This window comes from Streptomyces sp. NPDC059649 (genome assembly GCF_042734445.1).
In the GTDB taxonomy this organism is placed as follows: domain Bacteria; phylum Actinomycetota; class Actinomycetes; order Streptomycetales; family Streptomycetaceae; genus Streptomyces.
Map to the genome: position 1 here is coordinate 153,730 of NZ_JBHWDV010000003.1, position 17,521 is coordinate 171,250.

Below are 17,521 nucleotides of genomic sequence, written 5' to 3' on the forward strand. Positions count from 1 at the left end.
CCGTCCCCGCAACGGCCCGGGTGATGGCCGCCGGCGGCCACTTAGTGGCAGGCGAGCCTGTCCTGTCCGCGTGCCAGCTCTGGAGAACAGCCTGGAGGTCATCCCGCCCTTGTCGGCGGTCAGCCTCCAGGCTGCCACCTGACATGCGCCGCCCTGCTGGCGTCAGAGCAGCAACGATGACGCGCCCGAATCCTCGGCTCGGGACCAGTGCTCCGTGGCAGCGGCGCACAGGTGAAGCCGTGTCCCTGCGCTTGTGGGAGGTCGGTGTGAACCGACGGCATACCTAGGCGCCGCCGTGATGGACCGCTCGGCGGCGCCCGCACTACTCCGGTCCACCCCTATCTCGCCCCGCAGCGCGGCGACGCTGCGGCCGGTTGCCTCCTCCGCCCGTCCGGGCGCCCCTTCACGGGGCGGCTCGCACGGGCGGGGCTGAGGGGAGCCGGAATGGGCTGGTTCCGCAACGGCGCGCGGCCCCGGGGGGCATCCCGGGGCCGCTGTTTTGGGCCGTTCACCTTGGAAGGGAGCACGACCCGATGAGTTTCATCGCTGCTGTTCAGACGGGTGTTACCACCGCTGAGTTCAACCGTGAGCCGTCGGCCGCGGAGCTGGACGCCATCGCCACCGAGACGCCTCTCATTGAGGCAGAGGTGGAACTGCTGGACGTCCGTATCGCCCTGTTGGACCGGTTGCCGTCGGAGCTGGACCGTCGACGGCTGCGCCGGGCCCAGACCCGGGTGCTCACCGAGCGGGCGGCGCTGGCCAACCGCGTCACCTCCGGGGAGGCGGCGTGATCCGCATGGACGAGACCAGCACTCCGGCCACCTTCCTGCAGACCGCATCCGAGGCGGTGCGCCAGCACAACCACGCTGCCTTGAACGACGGGTACGACAGCACACCCGAGGTCAGCCGCTCCGCCGTCGCCATGGTGGAGATGTTCGCGCGGACACAGCAGGCGATCGACCACATGGGCGACCGGGTGCGCCGCGATCTGGCCGCCGGAACCCTCGCCCCCGATGACGGGACCCCGCCCGAGGAACACGCCGGCGGCGCGGACCTGGCGCTGCTGGATGCGGGCGTCGCCCTGTCCGCCCTGCTCGGCTACCTCCAGGAGGCCAGCGGTCACCTGTGGCACCTGGGCATGGTCTACGAGCCCGGGGAGGCTGACGCGTGATCCGCATCATCACCCGCACCCGCCTGGCAGCAATCCGGCAGGACGCCGCTCAGGCCCGCGAGCACAAGCGGAAGGTTCAGGCGTCCGCGGATGCCGCCTACGCCCGACGCGTCCGTGCCGTCCATGACCTGACGGCCGAGGCGGAGGCCGCCGACGGCAAGGCCGCCGAGGCTGACGCCCGCGCACACGAGCTGCGCCGGGCCCTGGACCAAGCCAACCTCGACCTGGCCGCTATCCGCGCCTCGGTCATCGAGCAGGCCGCCCGGATCGAGGCGCTGAGCGGTGACCTGGACGCGATGGCGGAGGCTGTGGTGCTGCTGCACTACGGCAAGCTGCACAGCGTCCACCCCGACCGGCCGGCGGCCGAGCGTCACGCGGCTTCCTTCGGCGTCGGCCCCGGTGGCTGGACCCCGGTCGCTGACCGACCGGTGGAGGAGTCGGCCTGGGTCATCTCACCGCTCCGCAAGTGGGCGGTCGCGGACGGCGGTGATGCCGGATGATCCCTACCCTTTCCCGGCTGCTGCCCGACGGGCCCGGCTGGCTTTCCTGGGCCGCGCCGCTGGCCACCGTGCTGATCGCGCTGGCCGTAGCGCTGTGGGGCGCACGACGGCTGCGCGGTTCGTCGTGGCTGTCCGGCATCGGCCCCCAGGCCGTCGTGGCACTCGGCGGTGTGGCCGTCAGCGTCTACGGCCTGTGGGGCTTTGCCACCGAGACCGTGCACCTGCCCCGCCTGCTGGCTGTCGCGTTCATCTCCGTCTTTGACGCGGCGGAGATGACGCTGCTGGTGATGCTCTACCGCACCGCCGACCCCACCGTGGGGTGGACGCGGGAGCTGCATCTGATGCACCGCACCGCCTGGACTCTGGTGGGCTTCTCCGGCGCCATGAACGCCGTCCACGCCCCGAACTGGTGGGCCCGGCCGGTGCTCGCCGCGGTCCCGGCGCTGGCCGCGTGGCTGATCGAACTGCAACTGCGCAGCAAGCTCCACGCGCCCAAGCCCGACGAGGACGACGACGCACGGCCGGGCCCGGCCAGGTTGGTGGCGCTGCTGTGGCAGCACGCCTGGTCGGGCATCTTCGCCCTGCTGGGCCTGGACGCCCGCACCTCCTCCTCCGCCATCGCCCGCGCCGCGCTCGCACAGCGCGCCGCCCTGCGCGTCTACCGCCTGCGCCTCGCCCTCGAAACCGCCGCTCCGACTGGCGGGCCGCGGGCGGCACGGCGGGCGCAGCGCCGCAGGAAGCGGCTGCGGGGCCGGGCGCAGAAGGCGCTCGACCGCGCGGACGTGGCCACCGACCCGGGTCAGTCCCTCGCCCTGGTCCGGCGGCTGGCGGCCCTCACCCGTGCGGAAGAGGTCGCACGGCTCAACTACGCGGACACACCCGCTGTGTTGGCCCTGATCGAGGACCTCGCTGTGACACCGGGGGTGCAGCGCATCGAGTCCTCCGTTCTGGCCGAGCAGGCCGAGGAGGAGCGGCGGCGCGCGGAAGCCGCGCGGCTCGACGCCGAGGCCGCGCGGCGGGAGGCCGAAAGCGCGCGGCTGCTCGCGGAGAAAAAGCTGACCGCCGCGCGGGAGGAGCTGGCCCGCGCCGAAGCCGCCCGCGACTCCGCCCGTAAGGATCAGGGCGGTGCGGCGGCCGAGGTGGAGGGTGCGCGGCGCCGCGCGGAGGACGCGCGGCGGGCCGAGCAGGCCGCGCGGCAGCGCGCGGAAGCCATCCTCCAGGACGCCAACACCCAGGCCGCAAGCCTGCGGCAGGAAGCCGAGACGGCCCTGAGGGATCTGCGTAGGGCCGCCGACGAGCAGCGGCAGCGCCTCGACGCGTTGACCACCCGGGCCCAGGACTCTCAGGGCCAGGCGCAGAACGCGCAACGGGCATTGGAGGAGGTCAACCGGCAGGTCCAGGAGGCCACCCTCCTCCGCGACCGACTCTGCGGTGAGCTGGCGAGCCTGCGCCCCCAGGCCCCCGAGGCCGCGATCGGCGGGGAGGGGCCGGTGTACAAGTCGCCAGCCAAGGAGCAGGGGTGGCAGCACTACCTCCACACCCTGACCGCCTCCGAGGGCCGGGCCGAGCCGACGGCGGCCGAACTGGCCGAGCGGTTCGGCGTGGACGGCGGCAACGCGCGGAACTGGCTGCGGGACTTCCGTGCCGCGCGCGCCGCGCAGCTCGCCGCGCACCCGCCGCGCGCAGCCGCGCACCACGCCGTTAACGGCACGGCCCCGGCCGGCATCGCCTGAGACCGGCCACGCCGCCTACCGCAACCGCATCGACCAGGCCCAGCCGGTTCGTCCGAGGACGGTCGGCCGGTGGGCGGCCTTGGCCCGGGCATAGCCGCCCACCGCACGTGCCCCAACTGCCGTACGGATGACGGCCACTGCATCCCGCGCTCATTCGCCGTCCGCGTGACGGCGCCTTCCCCGACAACGAAGAGCGCGCCGCCTGACGGCCCGCCCTCGAAGGAGAGATTCGCTGTGACCCGCCGTTCCCGCCCCGGCGCGCAGGTAGCTGCTGGGGCCCGCTCCTTCCGTATCCCGCGGCAGCGCCGCGGGCAGTCCACCGCCCAGCCGTTCGCCGTCCCCGAAGGTCCGTACCTCTCCGGTCAGATGGACGCCTCTGGGGGAGATGGCACGGGCGAGCCGCTGGTGCTGACTCGCACGATCCTGCCGCTGCAGGGTTGGTGGCGAGCCGTTGAGCCTGCCCCGGCCTCCCTGCCGCCCGGCTACCTCGCCGCCCGGCGCCCGGTGATTGCCGGTCCCGACGGTGACGAGCTGCGGGTGCGCGCGTGGCTGCGCCGCCGGATCGGGGGTGTCGGATGACCGCCGTCCCCCCGAAGCCGACCTCGTCGCCGACTGTCCACCTGCCTGCCCAGGCCGAGCCGCCGGTCGCCCCGGGCCGGGTGATCCCGGGGGAGGCATGGCCGGTCCGTCCGGGCCTGCCGTCCACCCCGTCCCCCGCTGCGGAGCCGGTGGACGCACCGGCCGCGCCGCCCGCCCCCGCGGTGGCCACCGCTGCTGGCGGGTCCGGGGATTGGTGGGCGCGGCCGGTGGCCGCCCCACCCGTGCCGCCCGGCGGCGGAGGCATGACGCCCTGGCATCCGGCTCCCGCCCCCTCCCCCTGGGGAGGTCCGGCCGGGATGCCGGCACCCTTCGGCGAGCAGCCGCCGATCGCCATCCGCATCGAGCTGGTGCAGCCCGAGCCGCCGAAGGTCGGCTTCTGGAAGCGCCTGTGGCGGTTGATCACCTTCGGCCTGAGCCCGTACGCGGCCTGGGGCGCGCTCGCCGCCGCGATACTCCCGATCCCCTACGTCGGCTCCGGCCTCGGCCGGATCTGGGGCTCCGTCCTCTTCGAGACCGGCACGTGGACGCACTACGCGGTGCCCAACGTCCTCGGCCTGGGCGCGCTCGCCCTGACCTTCCGCGGCCTGGTCGGCAGGCCCACCGCCACCCGTTTCTTCTTCTTCGCTGTTGCCAGCATCGGCGCCACCACCGGAGTGCTCTGGCCGGACGTGGTCGCCGCGATGACAGGAGTCCGCTCATGAACACCGCACTCACCCTCGGCGGAGCCGCTGTCTCCGTCGCCGTGCTGATCATCAACGTCAGGTCGTGGTGGAAGGGCAACCGCGAACTGAAGGCGGCGATCCCGTTCGGCGGCGGTCTGGTGACCGGGGCCTCATGGACGCTGTGCTTGGGCGGGCTGTTCGGCTGGGTCGCGCTCCAGGCTGTCGAGGCCGGCAACAAGGTCGGCGGCAAGGCCGTCACCGGCGCAACCGGCGCGACCGGCGGCGGCACCCTGGCCCACGGATCCATGGGTGCGCTCACCTACCCGGGCGCCTGCGCGGTCCTGATCGCGGCCGTGATCGGCGGCATCGCCTGGAAGGCGGCGGGCAAGACCGACAAGAAGCGCATGCTCGGCGGCGTCCTCTCCGGCCTCACGCTCTGCGCGACTGCCGGATTCGCCCAGATCATGCAGTGGGTCCCGGACCTGTACAACGCGCTCGGCGACGGCGCCGTGAACGTCCTCAACGGGGCGGTGGCTCTGTGACGGCCACGGCTCCGGAGAATGCCGGCACCCTCGCCGACCGCGCCGACGAGCTGAAGGCCAAGGCGGAGCAGGCCGAGGCGAAAGCCAAGGAGGCCAGCGCCTGGGCGGTACGGCTGATGTCAGCCCTGGGGGAGGGGACCACCCTCCTGGGCAAGTCCCTCGCAGCCCGCCTCAAGGGCTGGTGCCTGCAGGCCCACCGCCCGGACCTCAAGGGGCTCTCGGCGGACCTCGGGATCTACGTGCGCGGCACCGTGCTCCTCGGTGCAGGGGCCGGCCTGTGCTGGCTGGTCTACTGGCACCACGCCCTGATGTGGCCACTGGCCGCTGGGTGGTCGTTCGCGGCCCTCCGCACCAAGGTCGCCGCCGACAAGGCCAAGGCCAAGAAGGAGGCGCCGGAGGTCGGTCCGGAGGGTGCCGGCGACCGCCCGCCGGGCCCCTCCCCGGCCGAGTTCATCCATCTCCTCCACGACCTGGTGGACGAGCACTCCGAGGGGGCGAAGAAGACCCCCGGTCTGCACTGGCCCCAGGTGGCCGCCGGCCTCTCCTCCCGCTACCCCGGCGGGGGGTCGGCCGGGGGGTGGTCCGCGGCCGACTGCCGGGCCCTGTGTGAGGCCGCCGCGGTGCCCGTCTCCAGGGGCACCCGGGCCCGCGGCCAGGGGGCCCGCCCCGGGGTCTCCACCGGGGTCCGTACTCAGGACCTCCCCGAGCGCCCGTCGCTCCCCTCCCCTGGCCCCTCTCCAACCGCCGCCCCAGGTACCGCTGTTGCTGTTGTTTGCGCAGGTCAGAACGAGCAACAGGCCAGCAACAACAACAGCAACGCCGGGGTCAGCAACAGCGGGGAAGGGGCGGTGCGGATCGTCCAGGACGAGGCCAACCCCGCCCGCTGGCATGTCGTGCAGCAGGCCGGCTGACGGCTGCCTGTCCGCCCCGGCCCCGGCCGGGGCGGGTGGGGAGCCGCCGGACGGCGCTCCACAACAACGCGGACCGGTCGTCATCCCGCGAAGAAGTCCGACCGGCCCGCTTCCTGCGAACAGGAGGCCCCAGCATGGCACTCAAGCGAGGCATGCCGACACGCGACCCCGAAAAGGCCCGCCCCCAGGACGTGCGCGAGTACAGCCAGCGCGACGGCGGCTGGACCCGCGACCCCTCCACCCGCCCCGTCCCCGGCACCCCGAAGGGAGCCCGGTGATGGACCAGGACCAGCGCGAGCGGCTGGAGCGCGACCTGCGCGACCGGAACAACAAGTCCAGCAACAACAAGTCAGGCAAGAACCCGAGGCTGCACGCCCAGTAGGGCGCCAGCCTCGACTCTTCCCGCCCATAGGCAGAGCTAGGGCGGGCCGCGGTCTTTGGCGAGAAGCGGCCCGCCCTGATCTCCCAGCACTCTCAACAGAACTGGAGACACTCAGCATGACCCAACCGACCCCCGAACCGCACCACTCTGGTGGTGGGTTCGCCAGCGTCCACCCGCTGAGGGAGGGGCCCCACGATCACGCGATCGAAGCCGAACAGGCAGCACTCGGAGCGATGCTGCTCTCCCCGGCCGTGATCCCGGAGATCACGGCAGTTCTCGACGCGGGCGACTACTACCGTCCCGCGCACGAAACGATCCATCGCGCCATCACCACCATGCATGAGCGCGACGAACCCGTGGACCCCATCACCGTGACCGCCTACCTCGGCACGACCGGTGACCTGAACCGGGTCGGCGGGGCCGCCTACCTCCACGCCCTGGTCCAGCAGGTGCCCACCGCCAGCAACGGCGAGTACTACGCCGCCATCGCCCGCGACGCGGCCGACAACCGGCGCCTGGAGGCCACCGGCCTCCGCCTGAGCCAGCGCGCCCGCGCCGGCGAACTGACCGCCGACGCCACCCGCGCCGAAGCCCTGGCCGCCCTGGAGGCCGCCGAGCAGCGGACCTGGAGCGAGCCGACCCCCCTGGGAGAGAACGCGCTGCTGCCCCGCTTTCCCGTCGATGCGCTGCCCGGCTGGCTGTGCGAACAGGTGGTAGCCCTGGCGGAGTTCACCCAGACCCCGCCGGACATGGCCGCCACTATGGGTCTGGCGGCCCTGTCCACCGCCGCCGGCGGCAGGGTCCACGTCCAGATCCGCCCCGGCTGGACCGAGCAGTCCAACCTCTACCTCGTCTGCGCGATGCCGCCCGCCTCCCGCAAGTCGGACGTCTTCTCCGCGATGACTGCCCCGATCTACCGGATCGAAGACGAACTCGCCCAGCAGGCCAAGCCCGCCATCGTCGAGGCCCAGACCGCCAAGGAAGCCGCCGAAGCCGAGGTCGACGCCCTGCTGGCGAAAGCCAGGAAGAGCGACACGATCGACCGCCAGCAGCTCGTCGCCGAAGCCTCCGCGGCCCGCATGCTCGCCGACGAGATCCACGTGCCACCCGCCCCGCGGCTGACGGTCTCCGGAGACATCACCCCCGAACCGCTCACTCACCTGCTGGCCACTCACCGGTGCCTGGCCGCTCTCTCCCCCGAAGGCGACCTCTTCGACATCATCGCCGGCCGCTACAGCGCCCGGCCCAACCTCGGGGTGTTCCTCCAGGCCCACAAGGGCGAACGACTCCAGACCGACCGCATCACCCGCGACCAGCCAACCATCGACCGCCCCGCCCTGACCATCGGCGTCACGCCCCAACCCGCCGTCCTCCAGGACCTGGCCGCCACCCCTGGCGCCCGCGACCGCGGACTCCTGGCCCGCTTCCTCTTCGCCCTGCCGCCCTCCAACCTCGGCTACCGCAAGATCCGCACCCACCCGATCCCCGAGGCGGTCAGCAGCACTTACGACGCCCGGCTCGAAGCGATGGTGCGCACGTTCACCGACCTGCCCGCCCCCGTCACCGTGCCCCTGTCCGCACAGGCCGACGCCGTCGTCGAACGCCTCCAGGAGGAAGTCGAGGAGAAGCTGCGTCCCGACCAGCCGCTGTCCCACGTCACCGACTGGGCCGGAAAGCTCGTCGGCGCCACGGTCCGCATCGCCTGCCTTCTCCACCTCGCCGACCGCATCACCACCGGCTGGGGCGACCCCGTCAGCGCCGACTGCGTCGAACGCGCCGCCGTCATCGCCGCGTACTACACCGCCCACGCCCTGGCCGTCTTCGACCTCATCGCCGCCGACCCCGCCACCGAAGACGCCCGCCACATCCTCACCTGGCTCCAGCGCCCCAAGCAGAACGGCACGCACCGGACCACCGTCAAACGCCGCGACGTCGTCGCCTCCCTACGCCGCTTCCGCGGTCGCACCGACACCATCGACCCCGCCCTCAGCCTCCTGGAAGAACACGGCTACCTCCGCGCCGATAGGCCGGCTTCCCCCGGTGGACGAGGCCGAGCCGCGACCATCACGTTCCGTGTTCACCCTGCTCTGAAGGACTCGCAGGACGCTCCGTAGGCCCCCAGAACGTCAGCAATGTCAGCAAAAATCGTTGACCTGGCCTTTTACCCTGCTGACGCCTGTCAGCACGTGTCAGCACTGTCAGCAAAAAGCGCCTTTTTGCTGACAGTGCTGACAACTGCTGACGCCTGCGCCAACACCGTTTTCGCAGGTCAGCGATTTTTGCTGACATTGCTGACACTTTTCGCGCCGTGACGGCGTCCAGACCACACCCCGATAACGCTCCGTGAACACGTAGTAGGGCGTATTCAGCCTCGAAGGAGATGCAGCTGTGCCCCGCACCCAGATGCTCAAGCTCCCCGAAGTCCTCGACGAGATCGGCATGAGCCGCGCCGCCTTCTACCGCATGCGTGCCCGCGGCAAGGCACCCAAGCTCATCAAGCTCCCCAACGGCCAGCTGCGCGTCCGGCGGGCGGATCTCGACGCCTGGTGGGCGAAGTGCGAGCAGTCCGCCGCCTGATCCGATGACCACCTTGAAGGGGCCCGCCACTCGGCGGGCCCCTTCTTCATTGCCTTGTGGAGAACCGTGCTCACCTATGAAGTCGAAATCTGGTCCATCCGCTCCCGCAAGAACAGGCCCAAACCGTTCGAGCTGCGGTGGCGCGTCGGCACTCGACCGCACTCGAAGAGCTACAAGACCAAGGCGCAGGCCGACGGCCGCCGGTCCGAGCTGCTGTCAGCCCTCCGGGACCGGCAGCAGTTCGACGAGGAGAGCGGCCTGCCGGCCAGCGAACTGGATGCCCTCAACAGCCCGACCTGGTACGACCACAGCGTCGCGTACGCGCTCATGAAGTGGCCTCAGGCCGCAGCGAAGCAGCGAGCGAACATCGCCGAGTCTCTCGCTACGGTCACTCCCGTCTTCGTGTCCACCTCGCGCGGAGCCCCTGCCCCGGCCGTGTTGCGTACGGCACTCCACCAATGGGCCTACCGCGCCATCCGCACACCCGACGGCCAGCTGGCACCCAGGGCTCGGGGCGAAATGCCACCTGACGAAGTCCGAGCCGCGCTCGCTTGGTTGGCGAAGAACTCACTGAAGTTGAACGCGGCCGCGAAGCCCGACCAGCTCCGGAAGGCGCTCGATGCGCTCTCACTCCGGCTCGACGGCCACACTGCCGCTCAGACCACGATTCGACGCAAGCGCACGGTTCTGAACAACGCGCTGCGCTTCGCCGTTGAGAGGGGCAAGCTCCCCGCCAATCCCTTGCAACGAGTCGACTGGGCCGCCCCTCCGAACGACGACGAAGTCGACTTCCGCTTCGTACCTGACGCCCGGCTCGCCCGTGCACTCCTTGAGGCAGTTCGCGGTCAAGGTGACCGCGGGGAGCACCTCGCCGGCTTCTTCGGGTGCGTGTACTACGCCGGCATGCGACCGTCCGAAGTCGCCGCACTGGACGAGAAAGCGTGCACGCTCCCGTCAGAAGGCTGGGGCGAGCTGGTGCTGGCGAACAGTCGGCCAGAGGTCGGCTCCGGGTGGACGAACGACGGGAAGCCTTACGAGGCGCGTGGGCTGAAGCGGCGGGCCCGCAACACCACTCGCTCCATCCCCATCCCGCCCGAGCTGGTGAGAGCGCTCAGGCACCACCTGGAGCAGTTCGGAACGGCGGAGGACGGTCGTCTCTTCCGTGCGTCACAGGGTGGCCGTGTCCGGTCCACGGAGTACACAGCCGTCTGGCAACGAGCACGCGAGAAGGCGCTCACTCCGGCGGAGCTGGCCTCTCCGCTCGCCGCGGTTCCTTACTCCCTCAGGCACGCGATCGTCTCGCTGTGGATCAAGGCGGGCGTGGACCCGGTGGAGGTCGCCCGGCGGGCCGGCCACAGCGTGGCCGTGCTCTACCGCTTCTACGCCAAGGTGCTGCACGGAACCCAGACGCGAGCGAACGCCTTGATCGAGCAGGAGCTGGACGGGTAAGGGCGCCTGCCTACCTCGAAATCCTGGCCCGCAGCTGGCCCGTACGCCCTGGTCAGCACCGGGATACAGGCGAACCGGGGTGAGACAGGACGGACGCAGAAGTGGTGCCCCGCGGAAGCGGGGCACCCCTTCTGACCAGCTACTTAGCTGACCTCGGCGGAGGCTGTGGGATTTGAACCCACGGTGACGTTGCCGCCACGACAGTTTTCAAGACTGTTCCCTTAGGCCGCTCGGGCAAGCCTCCCCGCGGCGCCGGTGCGTGGTGCGTGGGTGCCGCGGGATCAGATTAGCGCGTCACTTGTCGCCCGTGCGCTGCCCCAGGGTGACTTTGGCGGTGTGCTCCTTGCCGGCGCGCTTGTAGGTCAGGGTGACCTGGTCGCCGGGCTTGTGCTGCCAGATTTCGCTGATGAGGGTGGGGCCGCTGTCGATGACCGTGTCGTCGAGCTTGGTGATCGTGTCGCCGGGCTGCAGGCCGGCCTTGTCGGCCGGGCCGTTCGGGGTGACCGCGTCGGAGCCGTTGTTGCCCGTCTGGGCGATGGTCGCGCCGTCGCCGGTTTCCCGCATGCCGACCTGGACGCCGATCTGCGGGTAGACCGGCTTGCCGGTCTTGATCAGGTCCTGGGCGACCCGCTTGGCCTGGTCGATGGGGATCGCGAAGCCCAGCCCGATGCTGCCGGACTGGCCGGACTCGCCCAGGCCGCCGCCGTTACCCGCCGACTGGATCGCGGAGTTGATGCCGATGACGTTGCCGCCGGCGTCCATCAGCGGCCCGCCGGAGTTACCCGGGTTTATCGACGCGTCCGTCTGCAGGGCGCTCATGTACGACGCCTGGCTGCCGCCGCCGTCGCTGGACGCCACCGGCCGGTCCTTGGCGCTGATGATGCCGGTGGTGACCGTGCCGGACAGGCCGAACGGCGCGCCGATCGCGATCGTGGCGTCGCCGACCTGCACATTGGACGACTTGCCCAGCGGGAGCGGGTTGAGGGTGGCGTCGCCCGCGTTCTTGAGCTTGATCACGGCGACGTCGTAGCCCTGGGCGTGGCCGACGACCTCGGCGGCGTACTTCTTGCCGTTGGAGAACGTCGCGGTGAGCTTGCCGCCGTCGGCCGCGCTGGCGACCACGTGGTTGTTGGTGAGGATGTGGCCCTGCTTGTCGTAGACGAAGCCGGTGCCGGTGCCGCCCTCGCCGGTGGCGCCCTGCGCCTCGATCGTCACGACGCTCGGCAGCGCGCGCTGCGCTATCCCGGAGACCGAGGTGGGCTTGCGGTTCAGCGCGCCGGGATCACCGGGCGCGGAGACCGTCGTCGAGGCGGTGTCGTCGTGGCCCGCGGCCCAGTAGCCGATGCCGCCGCCGACTCCGCCGGCGACCAGCGCGGCCACCAGGACGGCGGCGATCAGCCCGCCGGTGCGCCGCTTGGGAGCCGAGGGGCCGGCCGCTGCCCCTGCCGCTGCCCACGGGTCGCCGCCACCGCCGTACGGGGGGCCGCCCCAGCCGCCACCGGAGGAGCCGTGCCCGGCCGCCGTGTACGGGGGGAGCTGCGCGGTGGGCTCGCCACCCGGGTAGCCGGACGAGGTGGGCTCACCACCCGGGTAACCGGGTGAGGTGGGCTCGCCGCCCGGGTACGCCGCCTGGGGCGGCTGGTACGGCTGCTGCGGCTGGTGTGGCTGCTCGGGGCCGCCGGTCGAGGCGACGGTCGGAGCGAAGTCCGGCGGCGGGGGTGCCGCGGGGGGAGTCGCGGGCGCGGGCGGGGCGTCGGGAGCCTGGGCGCCGGAGGCGGACGCGGCAGCGCTGTCCGGCTGCGCCCCGGTCGGCGGCTTGGCCTCCGACGGGACGGCTCCCTCGTTCTCGGTGCTCACAGCTCTCTCCTCAGCTTCACGGCCTTACGGTCCCGCCCGGGCCCGGCGGCCCGTACGGGGGTCTTACGGTCCGGCCGGACCTCACGGTCCGACCGGGTGTGATGACGGTGACACCCATGGAGGTGACACCCGAGTGCCTCCCCAGGGGCGTCCCGAGGTGTCCCCGGGGCTTCCGAGGCGTTTCCCGGGCTCCCGAGGCGTCCGGGAGGGCGTCCCTGCCGGGAGACCGGTCGCGCCTGGTGGGCCAGGTGGGTCAGGTGGACCACCTTGGCCAGGTGGACCGAGTCTGCCTCCGGTTGGCTCGGCTACCCACTTCACGGCTCAGCAGTACTCCCGGCGCGCCCTTCCATGCTCCAGTACTCCGGTCATTCCAGTGCCCCAGTTACTCCGGTGCTCCAGTACTCCAGTGCTCCGGCACTCCGATACCCCAGGATTCAGGATCCCGGCGGTCTCGGCGAGTCCCGGGCCGCCGGACCGACCGTCGGTCCGGGCCGCGCGGTGGGTCCGCGGGCCCCGGGCCGGCGGTACGGGCCGGGCGATACGGGCGAAGCTCCGTCCCAGCTTTTCCCACCGCGCGTCAGAGCGCCGTAAGCCAAGGCTGTGACTGTGCTCCCATCCTTTACGCCGGACAAAACGGACGCATCCGCTGTTCGGCGCGTTGGGGGACGGCCACCCCAGGCGGCAGGGCCCGCGGCAGGCAGCCCGACAGGACCACGACGGGCCACGGCAGGGTGCACGGCAGGACCACGACAGGACGCACGGCGGGACCACGACAGGGCCCACCACGAGTTCCGAAGCAGCGTCCGGCCCGCCCCCCCCCGTAAACCTCACCCCGTACACCCCAGCACCCCGGCGGCCCGGCGTCGGCGAGTGGCACGATAACGCGGTGAGCTATGCACGCCCCGCCCAGGACCGCCACCCGGATCGTCCCGCCATGTCCGTAGTGGCCCACCGGGGTGCCTCGGAGGACGCCCCGGAGCACACCCTGGCCGCCTACCGCAAGGCGATCGAGGACGGCGCGGACGCCCTGGAGTGCGATGTCCGGCTGACCGCGGACGGCCATCTGGTCTGCGTGCACGACCGGCGGGTGAACCGCACCTCCAACGGGCGCGGCGCGGTCTCCGCCCTCGAACTCGCCGATCTCGCCTCCCTCGACTTCGGCTCCTGGAAGGAGGAGGCGCTCGGCAACGAGACGTTCGGGGCCGAGGCGCCGGGCCGCCGGAGCGGGGTGTACGGCGGCGAGGCGCCGGACCGGCAGAACGAGGATCCGGAGCGGACGTCCGTACTGACCCTGGAACGGCTGCTGGAGCTGGTCGCCGACGCGGACCGCCGGGTCGAGTTGGCCATCGAGACGAAACATCCGACGCGCTGGGCCGGGCAGGTGGAGGAGCGGCTGGTCGAGTTGTTGGGCCGGTTCGGGTACACGAAACCGGCCATGAGCACCGACCTGCCCGCTCCGGTCCGGGTGATGAGTTTCTCCGCGCGTTCGCTGCACCGCGTCCGGGCCGCCGCGCCCGCCATCCCCGTCGTCTACCTGATGCAATTCCTCACCCCCCGCTACCGCGACGGCCGGCTGCCGGCGGGCGTGGGCATCGCGGGACCCGGCATCCGGATCCTCCGGGCACACCCCGAATACGTCGCCAAAGCGCATCGAGCGGGCAATCAGGTACATGTGTGGACGGTCAATGAGCCCGACGATGTCGTGCTGTGCCAGGAATTGGGCGTGGATGCGGTGATTACAAACCGCCCCAAGCAGGTACGAATGCAACTCGGCCTTGGCTAAAGCTCATCACAGGGTGTGCACCGGCGCATTCGGCCGGTGTCCGATGTCGGTTTGTGCGTCACTGTGTGCCGAGTGGCCGGTTTCCGGTCCAGTCCATTGGGGCATTCATCCCGTGGCGTGGGGCAAAGGAGGTCTCGGGGGTGGCGTTGGTGGTGGCACAAGAGGTGCCGACGTCGTCGATCATGGCCGTACCCCATGGTCCAGTGGGCGTGGGCATGGCCAGGCGACGCATGCGTGAAGAGCTGTTGGCAAGCGGAGTTCAGGACACGGTCGTGGACGACGCAGTCCTGGTCCTTTCGGAGTTGCTGAGCAATTCCTGCCGGCATGCCCGGCCGATCGACGAACCCGGCCCGGCGGGCCCGGTGTCGGCCCGGAACGGCTCTCGGGTGGGGGCCGCGGCTTCCGTGCGGGCGTCCTGGCAGATCGACGGGCAGGGCCGGTTGACCGTTGCGGTCACGGACGGCGGCGGACCGACCCGTCCGCGTCCGGCCACTCCTTCCGTCACCGCGCACGGCGGTCGCGGACTGGCGATCATCCGCTCGCTGGCCAAGGACTGGGGCGTACGCGACAGCGCCCCGGGGGAGGTCACGGTCTGGGCGATGCTCTCTCTTCAGGGCGGATTCGCTACGCGCGTGGATCTGCTGCCCGGTCCGACGGCCGACGCGGTGACCGACCCGATTGCCGGGCTGCCGTCCTCCCTCGCGCCCACCGGCGGCCCGCTCAACCCGGCCGCCTTCCTGGACATCGAGGACTTGGCGTAGTCGGCTCATCGCCCCGAGGACTTGGCGTAGGCAACATGGACGCCGAGGAGTTGGCACAGGCGGCATGGGCGGCGCAATGGGCGCAAGCCGCGCAATTGTCACCAGCCCTCATTGAGCGCAGCCATGCTCCGGCCACACCAGCACCCGGCAGCCACGGCAATCGGCCGGCAACCACGGCAGTCGCCCGGCACCCGCACCAGCAGTCGGCAACCACACGGCAGCCGCTCGGCGTCCACCAACCCTCGCCGACCCCCGCCAACCCCCGCCGACCCCAGCCGACCGTCGCCGACCCCCGCCGACCCCCGCCGACCGTCGACGAGACACCCGCGACAGCCCAACCCACGGTCAGGGCGGCCCGGTACGCGATCCTCTAGGCTCGCGCCGAAACGCGTCCGTACGTCCAGCCCGTACGACCAGGCGTGCGTCCCGTACGTACGACCGGTCCGTACGACCCGGATCGACCAGGAGAAGCCGCCGCATGGCCAAGAAGCGCCGCCCCCAGCCCCAGTCCGCAGCACCGCAGATCAAGGACGGGAAGGTGCCGGTCGTCGGCGCTCGTGAGCCCTGCCCGTGTGGTTCCGGCCGCCGGTACAAGGCGTGTCACGGCCGGCGCGCGGCGCACGCCGTCACCGAGTTGGTGCAGCGCCCCTTCGAGGGCCTGCCCGGCGAGTGCGACTGGGTGGCGATGCGCGAGCTGGTGCCCGCCGCCACCGCCGAGTTGACGCTGAAGGGCGGGCTGCCCGAGGGCGTGCCGTCCGTGACGCTGGCGACGGTACTGCCGATGGCCTGGCCCGCGCTGCGCCGCGACAACGGGGCGATCATGCTCGGGCTGCAGAACGACACCGCCTCCGGTGACATCAGCCGCGACCTCGCGGACACCCTGCAGCGCGCGCTGGCCGCGGAACCGGGCAATCCGGTCGCCGCCGCACGCCCCTCCGCCGAGGGCCCGCGCCTACAGGATCTGCTCGACCTGAACGCACCTTTTGAGCCGACCGTCCACACGGGCTTCGAGTTCTGGGTGGAGAACGCCGAGAACGCCACCGGAGAGGTCGCCGCCTCTCTGGAGCGGGCCAACGCGGCCGCCATTCCGACCGCCCGGATTCCCGGTCTGGAGGGCGCGTACTGGTGCGAGGCCCCCGAGAAGAACCACCTGCGCTGGGTCACCGCCCACCCCGAGGAGCAGTTGCTGGACGCGCTCGCCCGGCTGCACGCCGCGGGCGCCTCCTCGCTCGGCGAGGGCACCCGCCTGGTCGGTTCGTTCCGGGCCCACGGGCTGGTCGTACCGGTGTGGGACCTGCCCTCGGAGATGGGTGCGGACGAGGTCGCCAAGCCGGCCGCGGAGTTCGCCGAGCGGCTGGCCGGGGCACTCGCGGCCGAGGCCCCGCTGACCGCCGACGAGCGTCGGGCGCGCGGCGGCCTCACGAACCGTCAGATCACGCTGAGCTGATCGCCCCGGTGGCGATCGTGCGTACCGTACGCCTACGGGGGCACCGGCGTGACACCGGTCACAACTCCCCCTACCTGACGGTAAATAAGCGTCCGGAAATCCACGATCGAATTTGCTAACCGCCGATCTCTTGTTACGGTTCTAAAAGCCCGGTCGCTGGTGCATCCCCCGTCGCCAGCGACCGGGCGCTTCCATGTCCGGAACCAGGCGTTCCGATCGGCCCGGATGATCAGCCGCACGATCAGCCCGAACGATCAGCCCGAACGATCAGCCGCACGACCGGTCCGGACGATCACCCCGAGCCCCTGCCGTCCGTCGCCGAGTTACTGCCGGAGCGCAGCAGCAGCCGCTCCCCCGCCGGGTCCGCGAACTCCGCGACCGCCGCGTATCCCGTCCGGCCCGCGCCCGTGCGTACGGTCCGGCCGGCCGGCGTCTCGCACACGCCCGGCACATCGGCCGCCGGCACCTCACAGTTCACCTGGACACTCCGGCCGTCCGGGCGCAGCAGGGTCAGTACGGCGCGCAGCGGTCCGCCGGTGATGTTGCGGTAGTACGTCCGTGCCCAGGTCCGGCCGCTCTCGGTGAGGACGCAGGTCTGGGCCTCGATGCCCCGTCCGGAGGCGAGTTCGGGGCCGCAGTGGGTGGTCCGGCCGGAGAGGAGCGGCAGACCGAGGCTGTCCAGGGAGCCGTCGAGGGTTCCGGCCGACAGTCCGGCGGGCGACCCGGCGGGTGCCGCGGCGGAACCGTCGGAGAGCCCGGCAGCGGCGGCCCCCTTGCCCACCTGGGCACCGCTCTTCCCGGCGTTTCGCCCTGCGGTTCCCCCTGCGTTTCTCCCTGCGGTTTTCCTTACCTTGGTGCCGATTTCCCCCGTGTTGGCTCCGTTGCTCCCCACCTCGGCGCCGTTGTTGCCGGCCCTGGCACCCCTCTCGCCCGCCGCGTACCGCCCGACCATGGGGTGGTTTTCGGTCGTGCGCATGCCTTGGCCGGCGCGGGGTGCGGCGGGCGGGCGGTGAGGGAGCAGCGGTTCGGCCGGGCCGGCCATCGCGGCGCCGAGCGGTACGGCGACGGCGAGCGCCGCCACACCGGCGAGCCCGGTCATGCGGAGTTTCTGCGCACGCTGCATGGGCCCCACCTGCGATTGAGAAG

General features: G+C 71.8%; 18 protein-coding genes and 1 tRNA gene. 16 read left to right on the top strand and 3 right to left on the bottom strand.

Annotation, left to right across the window (positions count from 1 at the left end):
• Positions 1-533 precede the first annotated feature (533 nt).
• The 13 genes from ACFV1J_RS06520 to ACFV1J_RS06580 all read left to right on the top strand — a co-directional run bounded on the left by ACFV1J_RS06520 (position 534) and on the right by ACFV1J_RS06580 (position 10,527).
• Entirely contained in the window at positions 534-791 is a 258-nt protein-coding gene (locus tag ACFV1J_RS06520; protein WP_385856119.1) for a DUF6284 family protein, read from the top strand.
• On the top strand, positions 788-1,171 hold the full coding sequence (locus tag ACFV1J_RS06525; protein ID WP_385856120.1) for a hypothetical protein: 384 nt from the start codon (positions 788-790) through the stop codon (positions 1,169-1,171). Before ACFV1J_RS06520 ends, ACFV1J_RS06525 begins: the two co-directional genes overlap by 4 nt.
• Positions 1,168-1,671, top strand: coding sequence for a hypothetical protein (locus ACFV1J_RS06530; protein ID WP_385856121.1), 504 nt, complete (start codon positions 1,168-1,170; stop codon positions 1,669-1,671). The genes ACFV1J_RS06525 and ACFV1J_RS06530 overlap by 4 nt, the downstream gene beginning before the upstream one ends.
• On the top strand, positions 1,668-3,404 hold the full coding sequence (locus ACFV1J_RS06535; RefSeq protein WP_385856122.1) for a hypothetical protein: 1,737 nt from the start codon (positions 1,668-1,670) through the stop codon (positions 3,402-3,404). Before ACFV1J_RS06530 ends, ACFV1J_RS06535 begins: the two co-directional genes overlap by 4 nt.
• A gap of 234 nt (positions 3,405-3,638) precedes the next feature.
• A complete protein-coding gene (locus tag ACFV1J_RS06540) occupies positions 3,639-3,983 on the top strand; it encodes a hypothetical protein (RefSeq protein WP_385856123.1) in 345 nt (114 codons plus the stop codon).
• Positions 3,980-4,705, top strand: a complete 726-nt coding sequence (locus tag ACFV1J_RS06545) for a hypothetical protein (RefSeq protein WP_385856124.1) — start codon at positions 3,980-3,982, stop codon at positions 4,703-4,705. Before ACFV1J_RS06540 ends, ACFV1J_RS06545 begins: the two co-directional genes overlap by 4 nt.
• On the top strand, positions 4,702-5,208 hold the full coding sequence (locus ACFV1J_RS06550; protein WP_385856125.1) for a hypothetical protein: 507 nt from the start codon (positions 4,702-4,704) through the stop codon (positions 5,206-5,208). The genes ACFV1J_RS06545 and ACFV1J_RS06550 overlap by 4 nt, the downstream gene beginning before the upstream one ends.
• The gene (locus tag ACFV1J_RS06555; RefSeq protein WP_385856126.1) at positions 5,205-6,119 is read left to right on the top strand and encodes a hypothetical protein; all 915 of its coding nucleotides are present in this window, start codon (positions 5,205-5,207) and stop codon (positions 6,117-6,119) included. Before ACFV1J_RS06550 ends, ACFV1J_RS06555 begins: the two co-directional genes overlap by 4 nt.
• A 134-nt stretch (positions 6,120-6,253) precedes the next feature.
• Positions 6,254-6,397 (top strand): hypothetical protein, encoded by a 144-nt coding sequence (locus ACFV1J_RS06560; RefSeq protein ID WP_385856127.1) that lies wholly within the window; start codon positions 6,254-6,256, stop codon positions 6,395-6,397.
• Positions 6,398-6,617: 220 nt separating this feature from the next.
• A complete protein-coding gene (locus ACFV1J_RS06565) occupies positions 6,618-8,615 on the top strand; it encodes a DUF3987 domain-containing protein (RefSeq protein ID WP_385856128.1) in 1,998 nt (665 codons plus the stop codon).
• Positions 8,616-8,633: 18 nt separating this feature from the next.
• Positions 8,634-8,813, top strand: coding sequence for a hypothetical protein (locus tag ACFV1J_RS06570; protein ID WP_385856129.1), 180 nt, complete (start codon positions 8,634-8,636; stop codon positions 8,811-8,813).
• Positions 8,814-8,889: 76 nt separating this feature from the next.
• On the top strand, positions 8,890-9,078 hold the full coding sequence (locus ACFV1J_RS06575; RefSeq protein WP_385856130.1) for a helix-turn-helix transcriptional regulator: 189 nt from the start codon (positions 8,890-8,892) through the stop codon (positions 9,076-9,078).
• 66 nt (positions 9,079-9,144) lie between these two features.
• On the top strand, positions 9,145-10,527 hold the full coding sequence (locus ACFV1J_RS06580) for a tyrosine-type recombinase/integrase (RefSeq protein WP_385856131.1): 1,383 nt from the start codon (positions 9,145-9,147) through the stop codon (positions 10,525-10,527).
• Between the two features lie 157 nt (positions 10,528-10,684).
• Here ACFV1J_RS06580 and ACFV1J_RS06585 read toward each other — a convergent pair.
• A tRNA-Ser gene (locus ACFV1J_RS06585) sits at positions 10,685-10,771 on the bottom strand.
• A 50-nt stretch (positions 10,772-10,821) separates the two neighbouring features.
• Positions 10,822-12,384, bottom strand: a complete 1,563-nt coding sequence (locus tag ACFV1J_RS06590; protein ID WP_385856132.1) for a S1C family serine protease — start codon at positions 12,382-12,384, stop codon at positions 10,822-10,824.
• A gap of 886 nt (positions 12,385-13,270) precedes the next feature.
• Between ACFV1J_RS06590 and ACFV1J_RS06595 the strand changes: the two genes are divergently transcribed.
• From ACFV1J_RS06595 to ACFV1J_RS06605, 3 genes are all read left to right on the top strand, one after another.
• Positions 13,271-14,167, top strand: coding sequence for a glycerophosphodiester phosphodiesterase (locus tag ACFV1J_RS06595; RefSeq protein WP_385856133.1), 897 nt, complete (start codon positions 13,271-13,273; stop codon positions 14,165-14,167).
• 140 nt (positions 14,168-14,307) lie between these two features.
• Positions 14,308-14,928 carry an ATP-binding protein gene (locus tag ACFV1J_RS06600; RefSeq protein WP_385856134.1) on the top strand — a complete coding sequence of 207 codons (621 nt, stop codon included), beginning with the start codon at positions 14,308-14,310 and terminating at the stop codon, positions 14,926-14,928.
• A 478-nt stretch (positions 14,929-15,406) separates the two neighbouring features.
• Complete coding sequence (locus tag ACFV1J_RS06605; RefSeq protein WP_385856135.1) at positions 15,407-16,375, top strand: DUF5926 family protein; 969 nt, start codon at positions 15,407-15,409, stop codon at positions 16,373-16,375.
• Positions 16,376-16,667: 292 nt separating this feature from the next.
• Here ACFV1J_RS06605 and ACFV1J_RS06610 read toward each other — a convergent pair whose 3' ends face one another.
• Positions 16,668-17,498 carry a hypothetical protein gene (locus ACFV1J_RS06610; protein WP_385856136.1) on the bottom strand — a complete coding sequence of 277 codons (831 nt, stop codon included), beginning with the start codon at positions 17,496-17,498 and terminating at the stop codon, positions 16,668-16,670.
• Positions 17,499-17,521: the final 23 nt, after the last annotated feature.